A 15,877-nucleotide genomic window follows, 5' to 3' on the forward strand; every position below is an offset into this window, starting at 1 on the left:
CCGTGAAAGCCAGATCCGATGAGTTGCAGATTTTCGTCTGCGTGATCGAGTGCGGTTCGATTTCCGCCGCCGCCGAACAGGTCGGGCAGACGCCGTCGGCCGTCAGCCGCACGTTATCGAAGCTGGAAGCCAAGCTCGACACCACCCTGATCAACCGCACCACGCGGCGCATGGACCTGACCGAGGAGGGCAAGTACTTCTTCGAACAGGCCAAGCTGATTCTCGACCAGATGGATCAACTCGAAGAACGCCTGTCCTCGCGCCAGCAAACCCCGTCCGGACGGCTGCGCATCAACGCCGCCTCGCCGTTCATGCTCCACGCCATCGTTCCCTACATCGACGAGTTCCGGCAGTTGTATCCGGACATTCAGCTCGAACTCAACAGCAATGACCTGATCATTGACCTGCTGGAACAAAGCACCGACGTCGCCATCCGCATCGGCACCCTCGCCGATTCGACGCTGCACGCACGTTCGCTCGGTTGCAGTCCGTTATTGATCGTCGCCAGCCCTGCTTACCTGAAAAAGCACGGCGCGCCCCGGCAGGTCGCTGACCTGAGTGAACACACGCTGCTCGGCTTCACCCACAACGAAGGCCTCAACCAATGGCCGCTGCGCTATGTGCACGGCGATCGCTGGCCGATCACCCCGGCGATCAGCGCTTCCAGCGGCGAGACCGTGCGCCATTTGGCGCTGGAAGGGCAGGGCATCGCCTGTCTGTCGCACTTCATGACCATCGAAGACATCCGCGCCGGACGCCTGAAAGTCCTGCTGGGTGAATTCAACAGCGGCTACCGCCAGCCGATCAACGCCGTGTACTACCGCAACTCGCAACTGGCGTTGCGCATCCAGTGCTTCCTCGACTTTATCCAGAGCAAACTCGCCGCCTACGCCAGCGCCGAATTCAAGGGCTGATTCGTGATCCCTGCGCAAGAGTGAATTGGCCTGTGGCGGGTTTTTCGCCGAGGTTTAGCGGTCGATACTCGCTGCATCACTTATTCACGCAGGGAGTTAATCCATGAACGTATTCGTCACCGGCGCTGCCGGTTTTATTGGCGGTTCCATCGCCACCGGTCTGGTTCAGGCCGGGCATACAGTCACCGGCCTGGTGCGTAGTGCCGAGCAGGCTGATGAGCTCAAAGCACTGGGTATGAACGCGGTAATCGGTACCCTCGATGATAGCCACTTGCTCACGGAGCAGGCGCGTGCCGCCGATGCCGTGATCAACGCTGCCAGCAGTGATCATCGCGGTGCAGTTGAAGCCTTGCTCGACGCTTTGCGCGGCTCCAATAAAGTCTTTCTGCATACCAGCGGATCGAGCATCGTCGGCGATGCCTCCGGCGGCAAATCCAGCGATGTCATTTACTACGAAGACAACCTCCCGGAACCGACTGTCGACAAAGCGGCGCGTGTGGCCATCGACAATTTTGTGCTCGCTGCGGCGAAGGATGGCGTGAACTCGGCGGTGATCTGCAACACCCTGATCTACGGACACAGCCTCGGCGTGAAACGTGACAGCGTGCAACTGCCGCGACTGCTGAAACAGGCGCGCAAAAGCGCCGTCGTACGCCACGTCGGCAGCGGCCAGAACATCTGGTCCAACGTGCACATCGAAGACGTCGTCGCCCTGTATCGGCTGGCGCTGACCAAGAATCTGCCGGGCACTTTCTACTTTGTGGAAAGCGGTGAAGCCTCGTTCATCGACATGACTACCGCCATGGCCGAAGCCCTCAATCTGGGCGAACCGCAAGACTGGCCATTGCAAGATGCCGAAGCCGAGTGGGGCTATGAAATGGCCAACTACGGCCTCGGCTCCAACAGTCGCGTCCGCGGCAAACACGCCCGCGACCTGCTGGGCTGGACGCCGAAGCGCACGTCGGTGGTTGAATGGATTCGTAACGAAATGGTGTGAATCGCATTGCTTAAGCCATCATCAACAGAGTTGTTAATTTTCGCGCGGGGCAACGGGAGAAAAATTATGCAAGCGGTACTTGCCAGAGTTGATCGGTAGAAATGAGCTAGACCTGCTGTCCTGCTCGCTTTAACGAAATGACTTGAGCACAGTGATTGCGCGATCGCTTTCCAGCAAAGAGAATGCACGCTTACTGCTGGTGGATCGACTGTCCACAAAACATCTGGCAACAACCAGCTCAGGGTTTGGCGAGTACGGCTTGGAGTGTTGAATGATAAAAAATATTGTAATCAAAGGATTCAAGTCGATTCCCGAACTAAACCTCGATTTAGGGCGTGTCAATTGCTTTATCGGCGCTAACGGCGTGGGTAAAAGTAATATCCTTGAGGCTATTGGAGTACTCGGTGCCGCCGCTAATGGTGTAGTAGACAGTGAGTCTTTACAGCGGCGAGGCGTTCGACCGGGATTGCCGAGGTTGTATAAAAGCTCATTTGAAGGTGAAAGGTTTCCACCGGAAATCCGCCTGACCGCTCAAGGTCATGAGAACGAGGAGTACCGGATTTCAATTCTCAACCCCATTGAAAATCCTGAACCAGCCTGGACATTTAAAACTGAATGCCTTTTGGATGGGACTCAAGAGATTTTGATGAGAGGTGTTCGTAGCGCGAAAAATCTAAAGCCTACAGCGGGATTGGCTGCGCTCAAACTGGTAGAGCTGGAACCTGAAAATCTTGCAGCCCGGCTCATGCAGGATTTGCAGGAATTCGCTATTTACAGCCCGAATACACCGACGCTGAGGGCTATATCGCCTGACCTGCAGAACAGGGAGCCGCTGGGGTTATCGGGTGGACGTCTGGCCGAAGCGTTTGCCGAGTTGAAGAAAAACATTTTGAATCAAGATGATGAGCTTCTGGATTCGGTTCTAGAGCTTATCGATTGGGTTGCTGATATCGACTCCAATCATGTCGTAACGGGTCTTGCGCGTAGCCAAGAGCTTAAAATAACTGACCGCTTCATGAAGAAAGGAAGAAATACACTCAGTGCTTACGACGCAAGTGAAGGCGCCCTGTATGTTTTGTTCTGTGCAATTCTCTGCCTTTCCCCCGCGTCTCCAAAGATATTTGCCATCGATAATCTTGATCAGGCGCTAAATCCTCATCTGGCTCGTCTACTTACCCAAAAGCTGGCGGGATGGTTGAAGTCAGCTGCTAAGCCTAGGCAGTTGCTGTTCACTACCCATAATCCAGCAGTTCTCGATGGCCTCAATTTGCTGGATGACGACATCCGTTTGTTCGCCGTCGACCGAAATAGCAAAGGGCATACCAGTGTCCGTCGAATTGAACTAAGTGGCGAACTCCGCGAGATGAATAAGGATTACCCACTGTCCAGACTCTGGATGATGAAGCATCTTGGGGCTGTGCCAAATGTCTGATCCGCGAATCGCGTTGATTGCAGAAGGGCCAACTGATCGGATCCTCATTGAGGCTGCTCTCAGTGCGATTATCCCGACTCCTTTTGTTCTTACATTGATTCAACCGGAACAAACGCTGGATCAGGTTGGAGTAATCGGTGGCGGTTGGGGAGGTGTGTGCGAGTGGTGCCACCGGAGCGTTTTAAGAGGAAAAGGAGTACTTGAAGACGATCCGACTCTCTTATACGACCTGTTCATTGTTCACCTGGATGCTGATGTTGCAGGAATGCGGTATAGCGACTGCCGACCTCCTAAAGACGTATTGGCACAGGACAACCAATGGGGCCCGTTGCCCTGTGCACTGCCTTGTCCCTCACCACAAGACTCAGTGACTCCGCTTAGAACAGTGCTTTTTTCCTGGCTCGGCAATATTGCCCCTGGCCAAAGAACCATCATCTGTATCCCATCCAAAGCCGTTGAATCTTGGCTGGCGGCAGCGGTTTTACCTGTGGGTGCGCCTCTACTGGACAATCTAGAGTGCAATTTGAATTTGGAGAACGGGTTAAAAATTTTACCTAAAGCCCTTCGAATCAAGAAAGGTCGGACGGAGTATTTAAAACACGCTCGCACCGTCCAGCAGCAGTGGGAGCGAGTCAGAGGGCTGTGCTCTCAAGCCGAGATTTTCCATCATGATGTGATATCGGCATTTCAAAATTTCGCTGGAAACCAGCCGTAATATTTTTCAGTTGTGCGGAGGGCGTTGAAATAAAGAGATGAAAGTTAGCTCCATCAATTTTCATTAATCACGACAATACATACCCACCAGCGACACGCCTTGCCTGTCCACGAAAACTACTTTCATGCGGTTTGAAATCTCTGTCTCGAAATGATTTATGAGTTTCACAACCCATTCGAACGTGACCCTTTCGAGGAGTACCGCATGACGCCTTCCTTCGGCTATTGGCTGCTGGTCTACGCCGCCGTGGCCATCATCGCGCTGATCGTGTTGATCGCCCGTTACCGGCTCAATCCGTTCATTGTCATCACCCTGATTTCTCTCGGCCTGGCGCTGATTGCCGGAATGCCACCATCGGCGGTGGTCGGTGCGTATGAGGCCGGGGTCGGCAAGACGCTGGGGCATATTGCGCTGGTGGTGGCGCTGGGGACGATGCTCGGCAAGATGATGGCCGAGTCTGGCGGCGCCGAGCAGATGGCGCGCACGCTGATCGAAAGGTTCGGCGAGAAGAACGCGCATTGGGCGATGGTCTGCATTGCGTTTCTGGTCGGCTTGCCGCTGTTTTTCGAAGTCGGTTTCGTCTTGCTGGTGCCGATCGCGTTCACCGTGGCCCGTCGGGTTGGCGTGTCGATTCTGATGGTCGGTCTGCCGATGGTTGCGGGCCTCTCGGTGGTGCATGCGCTGGTGCCGCCGCACCCGGCGGCGATGCTCGCGGTGCAGGCCTATCAGGCGTCGGTCGGGCAGACCTTGCTGTACGCCATCGCGATCGGCATTCCGACCGCGATCATTGCCGGCCCGTTGTACGCCAAATTCATTGTGCCGCGCATTCAATTGCCGGCGGACAACCCGCTGGAAAAGCAATTCCTCGATCGCGAGCCGCGCGACAAACTGCCGGGCTTCGGCATCACCATGGCGACCATTCTGCTGCCGGTGGTGTTGATGCTGATCGGCGGCTGGGCCAATCTGATTTCCACACCCGGCAGCGCGTTCAATCAGTTTCTGCTGTTCATCGGCAACTCGGTGATCGCGCTGTTGTTGGCAACCTTGCTGAGCTTCTGGACGCTGGGCATCGCTCAGGGTTTCAACCGCGAATCGATCCTCAAATTCACCAACGAATGCCTCGCGCCGACCGCCAGCATCACCTTGCTGGTCGGCGCCGGCGGTGGCCTGAACCGGATTCTGGTGGATGCCGGCGTCACCGATCAGATCGTCGGCCTCGCTCACGAATTTCACCTGTCACCGCTGATCATGGGCTGGCTGTTCGCAGCGCTGATGCGTGTCGCGACCGGTTCGGCAACCGTAGCGATGACCACCGCATCAGGCGTTGTCGCGCCGGTGGCCATCGGTCTGGGTTATCCACACCCGGAGCTTTTAGTGCTGGCGACCGGCGCGGGCTCGGTTATCTTTTCCCACGTCAACGACGGCGGGTTCTGGTTGATCAAGGAATACTTCAACATGACCGTTGCGCAGACGTTCAAGACCTGGACCGTGCTCGAGACATTGATCTCGCTGGTGGCTTTCGCGCTGACCGTCGGCCTTTCTTATTTGTTGTAACCGGAGCCTGCCGCCCATGGACATCCTCTACCAGATCCGCGCCCGCCAGGATTCCTTCAGCGCCGGCGAGGGGCGCATCGCGCGGTTGATGCTCGACGATGTCGGCTTTGCCGCCAGCGCCAGCCTCGAAGACCTCGCGCAAGGGGCCGAGGTCAGCACCGCCACGCTGTCGCGCTTTGCCCGCACGGTTGGCTGCCGTGACTTGCGCGATCTGCGCCTGCAACTGGCTCAGGCCAGCGGCGTTGGCAGCCGTTTTCTCGATCCGGCGGGCACGCCTGAGCAGTCGGCGTTCTACGGGCAGATCTTCGGCGACATCGAAACCACGCTGCGCCAGCATCTGGCCGGTTTCGATGAATCGCGCTTCGCCGACGCAGTGAAATTGCTCAGCCAGGCGCGGATGATTCACGCGTTCGGCATGGGCGGTTGCTCGACCCTGTGCAGCGATGAATTGCAGGTGCGCCTGGTGCGCCTCGGCTACCCGATTGCGGTGTGTCATGACGCGGTGATGATGCGCGTCACCGCCGCCAGCCTCAACGCCGAGCAAGTGCTGATCGTTTGCTCGCTGACCGGCATCACCCCGGAGCTTTTGGAAACCGTCGAACTGGCGCGCAACTACGGCGCGCGCATCCTCGCCATCACTCGCGGCGATTCACCGCTGGCCGAGCTGGCCGACGTTGTTCTGCCGCTGCAAGGCGCGGAAACCTCGTTCATCTACAAACCGACCGCGGCGCGCTACGGCATGCTGCTGGCCATCGACGTGCTCGCCACCGAGCTGGCGCTGGCCAGCCCCGAAGACAATCAAGAACGTTTGCGGCGAATCAAACTCGCCCTCGACGAATACCGAGGCGGCGACGATCACCTGCCGCTGGGAGACTGACATGCAGTACGACACCCTGATCCGCAATGCTCTGGTCATCGACGGCAGCAACACGCCCGGCTATCGCGCAGACGTGGCGATTCTCAATGGTCGCATCGAGCGCATCGGCGACCTGCCTGACGCCCGCGCCACGGAAGAAATCGACGCCGCCGGCCGCGTGCTGGCGCCGGGGTTCATCGACGTGCACACCCACGACGACACCGTGGTCATCCGCCAACCCGAGATGCTGCCCAAGCTCAGCCAGGGCGTGACCACGGTGATTGTCGGCAACTGCGGCATCAGCGCTTCGCCGGTCACTTTGAAGGGCAATCCACCCGACCCGATGAACCTGCTCGGCAGCGCAGCGGCGTTCGTTTACCCGCGTTTCCGCGACTACCGCGCCGCCGTCGAAGAGGCCAACACCACGTTGAACGTCGCCGCGCTAGTCGGCCACACCGCGCTGCGCAGCAATCACCTCGACGACTTGTTCCGCACCGCCACCCCCAACGAAATCACCGCCATGCGCGAGCAACTGCGCGACAGCCTCGAGGCCGGCGCGTTGGGTTTATCCACAGGCCTGGCCTATGCCAGCGCCTTCAACGCGTCCACGGATGAAGTCATGCAATTGACTGAAGAGCTGGCGGCATTCGGCGCGGTGTACACCACCCATTTGCGCAGCGAATTCGCCCCGGTGCTGGAAGCCATGGACGAAGCCTTTCAAATCGGCCGGCACGCGCAATCGCCGGTGATCATTTCCCACCTCAAATGCGCCGGCGTCGGTAACTGGGGGCGCAGTCCGCAATTGCTCGCAGCGTTGGAAGAGGCAGCCAAATCCCATCCGGTCGGCTGCGATTGCTACCCGTACGCGGCGAGTTCCTCGACGCTGGATTTGAAGCAGGTCACCGACGCCCATCGCATCACCATTACCTGGTCGACGCCGCACCCGGAAGTCAGCGGGCGTGATTTGATCGACATCGCTGGCGAATGGAACCTGTCGCTGGAAGAAACCGCAAAGCGTCTGCAACCGGCCGGCGCGGTGTACTACGGCATGGACGAGGCCGATGTCAGAAGAATCCTCGCTCATCCGCTGTCGATGGTCGGCTCTGACGGACTGCCCGAAGACCCATTCCCGCATCCGCGCCTGTGGGGCGCTTTCCCACGGGTGCTCGGCCATTTCAGTCGCGACGTCGGCCTGTTTCCCCTGCACACCGCCGTGCACAAGATGACCGGCCTGTCGGCGGCGCGTTTTGGCTTGCAGGAAAGAGGCGAGATTCGTGAAGGACATTGGGCGGATCTGGTGTTGTTTGATCCGGCGACCGTGCGTGACGTCGCCGATTTCAACGATCCGCAGCGGGCGGCGCAGGGGATTGACGGGGTTTGGGTCAACGGCGTTTTGAGTTATCGCGACGGGCAGGCGAATGGGAGCCGCGCGGGGCGGTTTCTGGCACGCGAAGGTGATTTGCGCAAAGGATTTCATTGATCGAGACTCTCCTGTAGGAGCTGCCGAAGGCTGCGATCTTTTGATTTTATAAAGTGATGGCACTATGAGATTAAAGAAAGCCATCAACAAGCCGATTTGTTGACATCCTCCCCGGCTACACTGTGGGGCCAATCAGTCAGGGAGCACCCCATGAGCCTCGGCAAAACCACCCCGATTCTGCGGATCTTCGATGAGGCCAAGGCTGTCGAGTTCTACGTCGATTTTCTCGGCTTCAAGATCGACTGGCAGCATCGCTTCGAAGCCAATTTTCCGCTGTATCTGCAGGTCTCACGGGGCGAGTGTGTGCTGCATCTGTCCGAGCATCACGGCGATGCGTGCCCGGGTTCGGCGCTGCGTATCGAGACCGATGAGCTGGAAGCGTTTCAACAGCAATTGATCGCCAAGAACTACACCTTTTCCCATCCGCAGATTCAGGCGATGCCGTGGGGCAGCCAGGACATGACCATTGCTGATCCGTTTGGCAATCGGTTGGTGTTTACCAATGCGATCAGTCTTTGAGCTGGAGGCCTAGCGCGACCTGACCTTTTGGGATTGCCCGCAGGCATCAGTAATACTTGCGGGCGCTCACCTCATTCCGTCGGCACCAACCGATCCAGCACCCGATTCACCGCCATCTCCGCGACCATCACAATCTGCGCAATGCCCTGCAACGTCTTGCGTTGCGAGCCGTTCACCAGCCCTGCCTGATCGTTGAGCATTACCGTCGCTGAGCCCAGGGTTTCGCAGGCGTCGGCCAACAGCGATTCGTTGTCGGCCTCGGGATTGGCCATGTACAGCGTGTTGGGTTTGTAGGGTGGGGCCATGAATTCAGCGCCAGACGTGCCGAGGTAATGGTCGAGCGCGCGATCGGCGGCTTCGTGGAATTTCTTTGAATCGGGGGATTCGTAGGGCGATGCCGGGTCGGTGGTTGGCGGGTTTGGGGTTACTTTGAACATATCCAGATCCTCAGTTTGGCTGGCCACCGCTTCCCTACTAAAGAAAGTGGAGGCAGCTGTGCGCAGGTTAGTAGACCGGGGATCTGGGAAACCGGCGCGCCCGAGAGCGCCCTGCGCACAGCCACCATAAAGCTCAGGCGAGACCTGACTGTCTGATGAACGATGCACCCCAAATACTCCGGGCTACTAAACCCGATCACTGATGGGCAGTGACGCAATCACAGTAGCGATGAGGTCTGGGGCGCACAAGCCGGCGGATTCTGGCGCAGGCGTAGGCAGCGGCGCAAGGATTTGTGGGTGGTTTCGCTGAATGTCTGGTGGCTTTAAACAGTTGTGCCAAAACGTGTTTAATCGGTGTGGCGAATGACGCCTTCGCGAGCAAGCCCGCTCCCACAAGGGGATCTGCGATGAATTCGAAAGTGCAGGCAACCGAGAACTACTGTGGGAGCGGGCTTGCTCGCGAAGGGGCCGGCACATTCACCGCCGATTGCGCAACCGAAACTCCCCCGGCGGCATACCGCGCCAGCTCTTGAACGTGCGATGAAACGAGCGCGGTTCGGTGAAGCCCAGATATTGCGCAATGTCCTGAATCGGCAACGTGCTGTTGAGCAAATAGTGCTCCGCCAGTTCCTGACGCAACTCATCAAGAATCTGCTGATACGACGTCCCGGCCTGCTGCAACTGTCGCTGCAACGTGCGCACCGAAACGCTGAGCTGTTCGGCCACTTGCTCCTTGCGCGGCAGGCCCTCCTTGAGCAAACCGCGCAGGATGTTTTTCACCTGCTGCGCCAGCGACACATCCTCCAGCGTCGCCAGCAGACCCATCGCATGTTCTTCCAGGGTTCGCAGCAGTTGCGCATCGGCCTGGCGCAGCGGCAACTGCAAATAAACCAGCGGCACCACCAGCGCCGAATACGCCTGATCGAACCGCACCGGGCAACCGAAAAACGCCTCGTACTCGGCCTGCGTCACCTCATCCGGCCGCGCATGCTCCAGCCATACGCAGGCCGGCGACAGCTGCGTGTCGGCGATCCAGCGCGCATAGTGCAGCCACGAACCGAGCACGTTTTCCACCAGATGCCGACGAATCCGTGGCCGCTGGAAACGGCAGGTCCAGATCAGATGCACGTGCTCGTCCTGCACCTCGGCGCGGCTGACGCCCATGTCGCCGACGAGTTTTTCGAACGGCATGATCCGGCTCATCGCATCGCCTAGCGTCGCGCAATTCATGGTGATGTAACCGAGCACGCTCCACGAATTGGGCAGGACGAAATTCGCCGCATGCAGGCCGAACAACCCATCGCCGGAGTGCTCGCAGAAATAATCCAGCAAGCGCTCGTGGACCTCACCCGGCAGGCGCAACGTGTTGTCGCTCAACTGCTGCGCCTGCAACCCGGCCGCCGCCAACGCAGGCTCGATGGCCATGCCCAACTGTTCGGCATGGCGCAGGTATTTGAGCAACGGCGGAACAGAAGTGAAGCCGAGCGATGGCATGGTCGCGGTCCTTTGATCGACGGCGCGTGAGTGAATGAATGCCGCAAGGTAAGTGGATTGCCCGGCGAAAGTAAATGCCCGGACGTTTGGCGCCATTCGCTACAGGATCTGGCCGGATGCGACCGTGACAGATCCACAGCGCTGACTAGTATGCAAGCTTGATCCGACGGCAGAAAAAGGACACCCGCATGCGACGCTGGAACGGCTGGGGAGAGGCAGGCACGGTGGTCGAACTGCCGGCCCAGGGCGCGACATTTCTCCACGAATGCTTGGGCGCTGGCCGGGCATTGCCCGATGCGACCCTGGCAGCGGCGTTGGCGCAAGTGCCGACCTCGCGGCTGGTGCCGCACCGTTTATACAGCGTCGACACTCACGACCGCCTGCTGCACGCGCGCGGCCAGAGTCTGCCGGACTGGCTGGCGTTGCGCGAAGGCGTGCTGGGCACGTATCCCGATGCCGTGGCGTTTCCCGAGACCGCTGAGCAGATCCGCCAATTGCTGGCGCTCGCCCATGATCAGGATTTATGCCTGATTCCCTATGGCGGCGGCACATCGGTGGCCGGACACATCAATCCGCCGAACTCCACGCGGCCGGTGCTGACGGTGTCGCTGGCGCGGATGAATCGCCTGACCGACCTCGACGAACACAGCCTGCTGGCGACATTCGGCCCCGGCGCCAGTGGGCCGCAAGTGGAAAGCCAATTGCGCGCGCGCGGCTACACGCTGGGGCATTTCCCGCAGTCGTGGGAGCTGTCGACGCTGGGCGGTTGGGTGGCCAGCCGTTCCAGTGGCCAGCAGTCGTTGCGCTACGGGCGGATCGAGCAATTGTTCGCGGGCGGCACCCTGGAAACATTCGCCGGGCCTCTGCAGATTCCGACGTTTCCGGCGTCGGCGGCAGGTCCCGATCTGCGTGAAATGGTGCTCGGTTGCGAGGGCCGTTTCGGGATCATTTCCGAAGTCAAAGTGCGAGTCAGCGCGTTGCCAGCGGACGAGCGTTTCTACGGCGTGTTTCTGCCCGATTGGCCGCACGCGCTGCAAGCAATCCGGCAACTGGCGCAGGCGCGCGTACCGCTGTCGATGCTGCGGCTGTCCAACGCGGTGGAAACCGAAACGCAACTGGCGCTGGCCGGCCATCCGCAGCAGATCGCCTGGCTGGAGAAGTACCTCAAGCTGCGCGGTGCCGGCGACGGCAAATGCCTGCTGACCTTCGGTGTCACCGGCAATCGCCAGCAAAACGCACTGTCACTGAAACACGCGCGCCAGCATCTGAAAGCCTTCGGCGGAGTGTTCACCGGCACCCTGCTGGGCAAGAAGTGGGCGCAGAACCGCTTCCGCTTTCCCTACCTGCGCGAGAACCTGTGGAACGCCGGTTACGTGGTCGACACCCTCGAAACCGCCACCGACTGGAGCAACGTCGACCACTTGCTCAGCCTCATCGAAAACAGCCTGCGCGATGCCCTGGCCGCCGAGGGCGAGCGCGTGCATGTGTTCACTCATCTCTCGCACGTCTACGGCGAAGGCTCGAGCATTTACACCACTTACGTGTTTCGCCCGGCCGCCGACTATGCCGCGACGCTGGCGCGCTGGCGGGTGCTCAAACACGCGGCCAGCCAGACCATCGTCGACAACCACGGCACCATCAGTCATCAGCACGGCGTCGGCAAGGATCACGCGCCGTATCTGCTGCGGGAAAAAGGCCCGCTGGCGATGCAGACGTTGCAGGCGCTGAGCGAACATTTCGACCCGGAAGGGCGCCTCAATCCGGGCACGTTATTGCCAGAGTCGCGGCCATGACGGCGAACTGGAATGCGCAGTGGCGCGAGCAGATTCTGCCGACGCTGGCGGATGACACCTGGGACCTGATCGTCATCGGTGGCGGTATCAGCGGCGCCGGAATCGTCCGCGAAGCCGCGCGGCGGGGCTGGCGCTGTCTGCTGCTGGAGCAGCGCGATTTTGCCTGGGGTACGTCCAGCCGATCATCGAAAATGGTCCACGGCGGTTTGCGGTACATCGCCAAGGGCCAGTGGCGCCTGACCCGCGATTCGGTGCGCGAGCGTCAGCGACTCCTCGACGAGGCGCCGGGGCTGGTCGAGCCGATGAGTTTCATGATGCCGCACTATCGCGGCGGCTTTCCCGGGCCGCGCGTCATGGGCGGCTTGCTCTCGGTGTACGACGCGCTGGCGGGGCGGCGCAACCATGCTTTTCATGACGCCCAGCAACTGCGTTTTCTCGCCCCGGGGGTTAAGGAAAACGGCCTGCTCGGCGGCAGCTGTTTTGTCGATGCACTGACTGATGACGCGCGGCTCGTGATGCGCGTACTGCGCGAGGCCCGGGCCGACGGCGCGGTGGTGCTTAATGGTGTGCGCGTCACGCAACTGCTGCGTGAAGGCGGGCGGGTGTGCGGGGTTCAGATCGAAGATTGCGAAAGCGGGGCGACGCTGCAATTGCGCTCCGCTGTGTTGACCGTGGCCACAGGCGCTTGGGCTGAGCGCTTGCGTCCCGTTGAGTCAGCGAAGCAATTGCGACCGTTGCGCGGCAGTCATCTGTTGCTGCCGGGCTGGCGTTTGCCGGTGGCGCAGGCGTTCACTTTTCTACATCAGCGCGATCGGCGCCCGGTGTTCGTGTTTCCGTGGGAGGGCGCGACGGTGGTCGGCACCACGGACCTCGATCACCGCGAAGACCTAGACCACAGCGCGCGCATTTCCAGCGACGAACTCGACTATCTGCTCGCCGCGTGCCAGCAGCAATTTCCCGGCGCCGAAGTGAGCGTCGACGATGTGCTGTCGACCTGGTCAGGCGTGCGTCCGGTGGTCGGCAGCGCGACGGGTGCGCAGCAGGGCAAACCGTCCAACGAGACCCGCGAACATGTGCTGTGGCAGGAGACGGGTTGCGTGACTTTGGCCGGCGGCAAACTGACCACATTTCGCCCGCAAGCGATCGAAGTGCTCAAGGCGTGTGCGGTGATGCTCGGGCGTTCTTTTGTCGATGACGGCGCGCCGGTGTTCGCCGCTGTGCCGCCGCTGACAATTGCGGGACTGAGCGGCAATCAATGGCGACGCTTGGCCGGACGTCACGGTCGAGACCTGCCGAGGCTGGCGCAATTGCTCGGCGAACTCGGTCTGGAGACGGTTGGCGCCAGCGATACGTTGTGGGCAGAACTGGCGTTCGCCTGCGAGGCGGAAATGATTCTGCACCTGGATGATTTGCTGCTGCGCCGCACCCGTTTGGGCCTGTTGCTGCCGCGCGGTGGCGAGGATTATTTGCCTGCAATTCGCACGCTCTGCCAGTCGCGATTGGCCTGGGACGATGAGCGCTGGCAGGAGGAAATCCAGCGTTACCGTTTGCTGTGGCTGCGCGATCACGGCTTGCCGGAGATCACGCCATGAAATACCTGTTAGCGATCGACAACGGCACCCAGAGCGTGCGCGCGTTGCTCTTCGATCTGCAGGGCAATCTGCTCGGCAAGGGCAAAGTCGACTTGCAGGCGTACTACTCGACGCAACCCGGTTGGGCCGAGCAGGATCCGGAATATTACTGGGCGAAACTCGGCGAGGCCTGCCAGCAACTCTGGCAGCAGACCGGCATCGACCGTGCGCAGATTGCCGGCGTGTCCCTGACCACCCAGCGCGGCACAGTGATCAACGTGGACGCCAAGGGCAAACCGCTGCGCCCGGCAATTGTCTGGCTCGATCAACGCCAGACTCAAGTTAAGGGCGGCATCAAGGGACCGTGGGGCTGGCTGTTCAAATTGGTCGGTGCCCGGGCGACGGTGGATTATTTTCGCGCCCAGGCCGAGGCCAACTGGATCGCCCGGCATCAACCTGACGTGTGGGCGGCGACCGACAAAGTTCTACTGCTCTCGGGCTTTCTTACTCATCGCCTGTGCGGGCGTTTCGTCGACTCGGTCGGCTGTTGCGTCGGCTATCTGCCCTTTGACTTCAAACGGCTGAAATGGGCGGCCCCGCGTGACTGGAAATGGCAGGCACTGGCGGTGTGCCCCGAGCAGTTGCCGACCCTGCACAAACCCGGCGAAACCCTCGGCTACATCACGACTGAGGCCGCCCGCCACACGGGCATTCCCGAAGGCCTGCCGTTGATTGCCGCAGGCGCCGACAAGGCTTGCGAAGTGATCGGCGCCGGCGTGGTCGATGCGAGCACCGTGTGCCTGTCCTACGGCACCACCGCGACCATCACCAGCACCCGCTCACGCTACCTGGAAATCGTCCCGCTGATCCCACCGTACCCCTCGGCCGTGCCCGATCAGTACAACTGCGAGGTGATGATCTATCGCGGCTACTGGATGGTCAGCTGGTTCAAGAACGAGTTCGGCCTGCGCGAAATGCAGCAGGCAAAAGCGCAGGGGATCGAGCCGGAGCAACTGTTCGACGCACTGGTCGAGGCGGTGCCACCCGGCTCGATGGGATTGATGCTGCAACCCTACTGGTCACCGGGCATTCGCGAACCGGGCGTGGAAGCCAAAGGCGCAATGATCGGCTTCGGCGACGTGCACACCCGCGCGCACATCTACCGGGCGATTCTCGAAGGCCTGGCCTACGCGCTGCGCCAGGGCATGGAAAAGATCGAGCGCCGCTCAAAGGTCTCGATCAAACGCCTGCGCGTCGCCGGCGGCGGCTCACAAAGCGACGCCGCCATGCAACTGACCGCCAACATCTTCGGCCTGCCTGCAGAGCGCCCGCATGTGTATGAAGCGTCCGGGTTGGGGGCGGCGATCTGTTGCGCGGTGGGGTTGGGATTACACAGGGATTACCCATCGGCCATGGCGGCGATGACCCGGGTTGGAGCGGTGTTTACACCGCAGCCTGAAGCTCAGAAGGTTTATGAGCGGTTGTACACAGAGGTGTATCTGCGGATGTATCGCCAGCTCAAACCGCTGTACCAAAGCATCCGCAAAATCACCGGGTATCCCGAATAGTGCTGACACCACAGATTCCTGTGGGGAGCGTTTGGTGGTGTGCTCAGAATCCGGGCCGCGACAAAAAACCAGTGTGGGAGCGGGCTTGCCCGCGAATGCTGAGCATCAGTCGGCGACGATTTTTTTGACCCGCCGCTTTCGCGAGCAAGCCCGCTCCCACAGGGATTTTGCGGCGGGATCGAAATCCAGCGTGGCACACAGATCCATTGTGGGAGCGGGCTTGCCCGCGAAGGCGGAGTGTCAGTCAGCAATGATTTTTTTGACCCGCCGCTTTCGCGAGCAAGCCCGCTCCCACGGGGATTTTGCGGCGGGATCGAGATCCAGCGTGGCGCACAAATCAGTTGTGGGAGCGGGCTTGCCTGCGAATGCTGAGTGTCAGTCAGCGACGATTTTTTTGACCCGCCGCCTTCGCGAGCAAGCCCGCTCCCACAGGGATTTGCGGCGGGATCGAGATCCAGCGTGGCACACAGATCCATTGTGGGAGCGGGCTTGCCCGCGAAGGCGGAGTGTCAGTCAGCAATGATTTTTTTGACCCGCCGCTTTCGCG

13 protein-coding genes are annotated in these 15,877 nt (G+C 60.3%); 11 read left to right on the forward strand and 2 right to left on the reverse strand.

From position 1 onward, the window contains the following. Window positions 1-2 precede the first annotated feature (2 nt). From ACIGDJ_RS26450 to ACIGDJ_RS26485, 8 genes are all read left to right on the forward strand, one after another. Window positions 3-914, forward strand: a complete 912-nt coding sequence (locus ACIGDJ_RS26450) for a LysR family transcriptional regulator (protein WP_312995025.1) — start codon at window positions 3-5, stop codon at window positions 912-914. A 103-nt stretch (window positions 915-1,017) separates the two neighbouring features. Then, complete coding sequence (locus ACIGDJ_RS26455) at window positions 1,018-1,911, forward strand: NAD-dependent epimerase/dehydratase family protein (RefSeq protein WP_397478795.1); 894 nt, start codon at window positions 1,018-1,020, stop codon at window positions 1,909-1,911. Between the two features lie 271 nt (window positions 1,912-2,182). Beyond that, window positions 2,183-3,343: an AAA family ATPase gene (locus ACIGDJ_RS26460; RefSeq protein WP_312995028.1), complete on the forward strand. Its 1,161-nt coding sequence runs from the start codon at window positions 2,183-2,185 to the stop codon at window positions 3,341-3,343. Continuing rightward, on the forward strand, window positions 3,336-4,058 hold the full coding sequence (locus ACIGDJ_RS26465; protein ID WP_312995029.1) for a hypothetical protein: 723 nt from the start codon (window positions 3,336-3,338) through the stop codon (window positions 4,056-4,058). The genes ACIGDJ_RS26460 and ACIGDJ_RS26465 overlap by 8 nt, the downstream gene beginning before the upstream one ends. 204 nt (window positions 4,059-4,262) lie before the next feature. After that, the gene (locus tag ACIGDJ_RS26470) at window positions 4,263-5,612 is read left to right on the forward strand and encodes a GntP family permease (RefSeq protein ID WP_101158165.1); all 1,350 of its coding nucleotides are present in this window, start codon (window positions 4,263-4,265) and stop codon (window positions 5,610-5,612) included. Between the two features lie 16 nt (window positions 5,613-5,628). Continuing rightward, entirely contained in the window at window positions 5,629-6,489 is an 861-nt protein-coding gene (locus ACIGDJ_RS26475; RefSeq protein ID WP_397478796.1) for a MurR/RpiR family transcriptional regulator, read from the forward strand. A gap of 1 nt (window position 6,490) precedes the next feature. Continuing rightward, entirely contained in the window at window positions 6,491-7,948 is a 1,458-nt protein-coding gene (locus tag ACIGDJ_RS26480) for an amidohydrolase family protein (protein ID WP_397478797.1), read from the forward strand. Between the two features lie 150 nt (window positions 7,949-8,098). Beyond that, on the forward strand, window positions 8,099-8,467 hold the full coding sequence (locus tag ACIGDJ_RS26485) for a glyoxalase superfamily protein (RefSeq protein WP_397478798.1): 369 nt from the start codon (window positions 8,099-8,101) through the stop codon (window positions 8,465-8,467). A gap of 71 nt (window positions 8,468-8,538) precedes the next feature. Here ACIGDJ_RS26485 and ACIGDJ_RS26490 read toward each other — a convergent pair whose 3' ends face one another. Beyond that, window positions 8,539-8,904 (reverse strand): DUF6124 family protein, encoded by a 366-nt coding sequence (locus tag ACIGDJ_RS26490; protein ID WP_101158157.1) that lies wholly within the window; start codon window positions 8,902-8,904, stop codon window positions 8,539-8,541. Between the two features lie 477 nt (window positions 8,905-9,381). After that, entirely contained in the window at window positions 9,382-10,398 is a 1,017-nt protein-coding gene (locus tag ACIGDJ_RS26495) for an AraC family transcriptional regulator (RefSeq protein ID WP_312995038.1), read from the reverse strand. 188 nt (window positions 10,399-10,586) lie between these two features. On the opposite strand from ACIGDJ_RS26495, the gene ACIGDJ_RS26500 reads away from it, so the two are divergent. The 3 genes from ACIGDJ_RS26500 to ACIGDJ_RS26510 are packed head-to-tail and all read left to right on the forward strand — an operon-like array spanning window position 10,587 to window position 15,330. After that, the gene (locus tag ACIGDJ_RS26500) at window positions 10,587-12,191 is read left to right on the forward strand and encodes an FAD-binding oxidoreductase (protein WP_397478799.1); all 1,605 of its coding nucleotides are present in this window, start codon (window positions 10,587-10,589) and stop codon (window positions 12,189-12,191) included. Continuing rightward, window positions 12,188-13,783 carry a glycerol-3-phosphate dehydrogenase/oxidase gene (locus ACIGDJ_RS26505; RefSeq protein WP_397478800.1) on the forward strand — a complete coding sequence of 532 codons (1,596 nt, stop codon included), beginning with the start codon at window positions 12,188-12,190 and terminating at the stop codon, window positions 13,781-13,783. The genes ACIGDJ_RS26500 and ACIGDJ_RS26505 overlap by 4 nt, the downstream gene beginning before the upstream one ends. Beyond that, window positions 13,780-15,330, forward strand: coding sequence for an FGGY-family carbohydrate kinase (locus ACIGDJ_RS26510; protein ID WP_397478801.1), 1,551 nt, complete (start codon window positions 13,780-13,782; stop codon window positions 15,328-15,330). The genes ACIGDJ_RS26505 and ACIGDJ_RS26510 overlap by 4 nt, the downstream gene beginning before the upstream one ends. Window positions 15,331-15,877: the final 547 nt, after the last annotated feature.

This window comes from Pseudomonas sp. NPDC079367 (assembly GCF_044542195.1).
In the GTDB taxonomy this organism is placed as follows: Bacteria; Pseudomonadota; Gammaproteobacteria; order Pseudomonadales; family Pseudomonadaceae; genus Aquipseudomonas.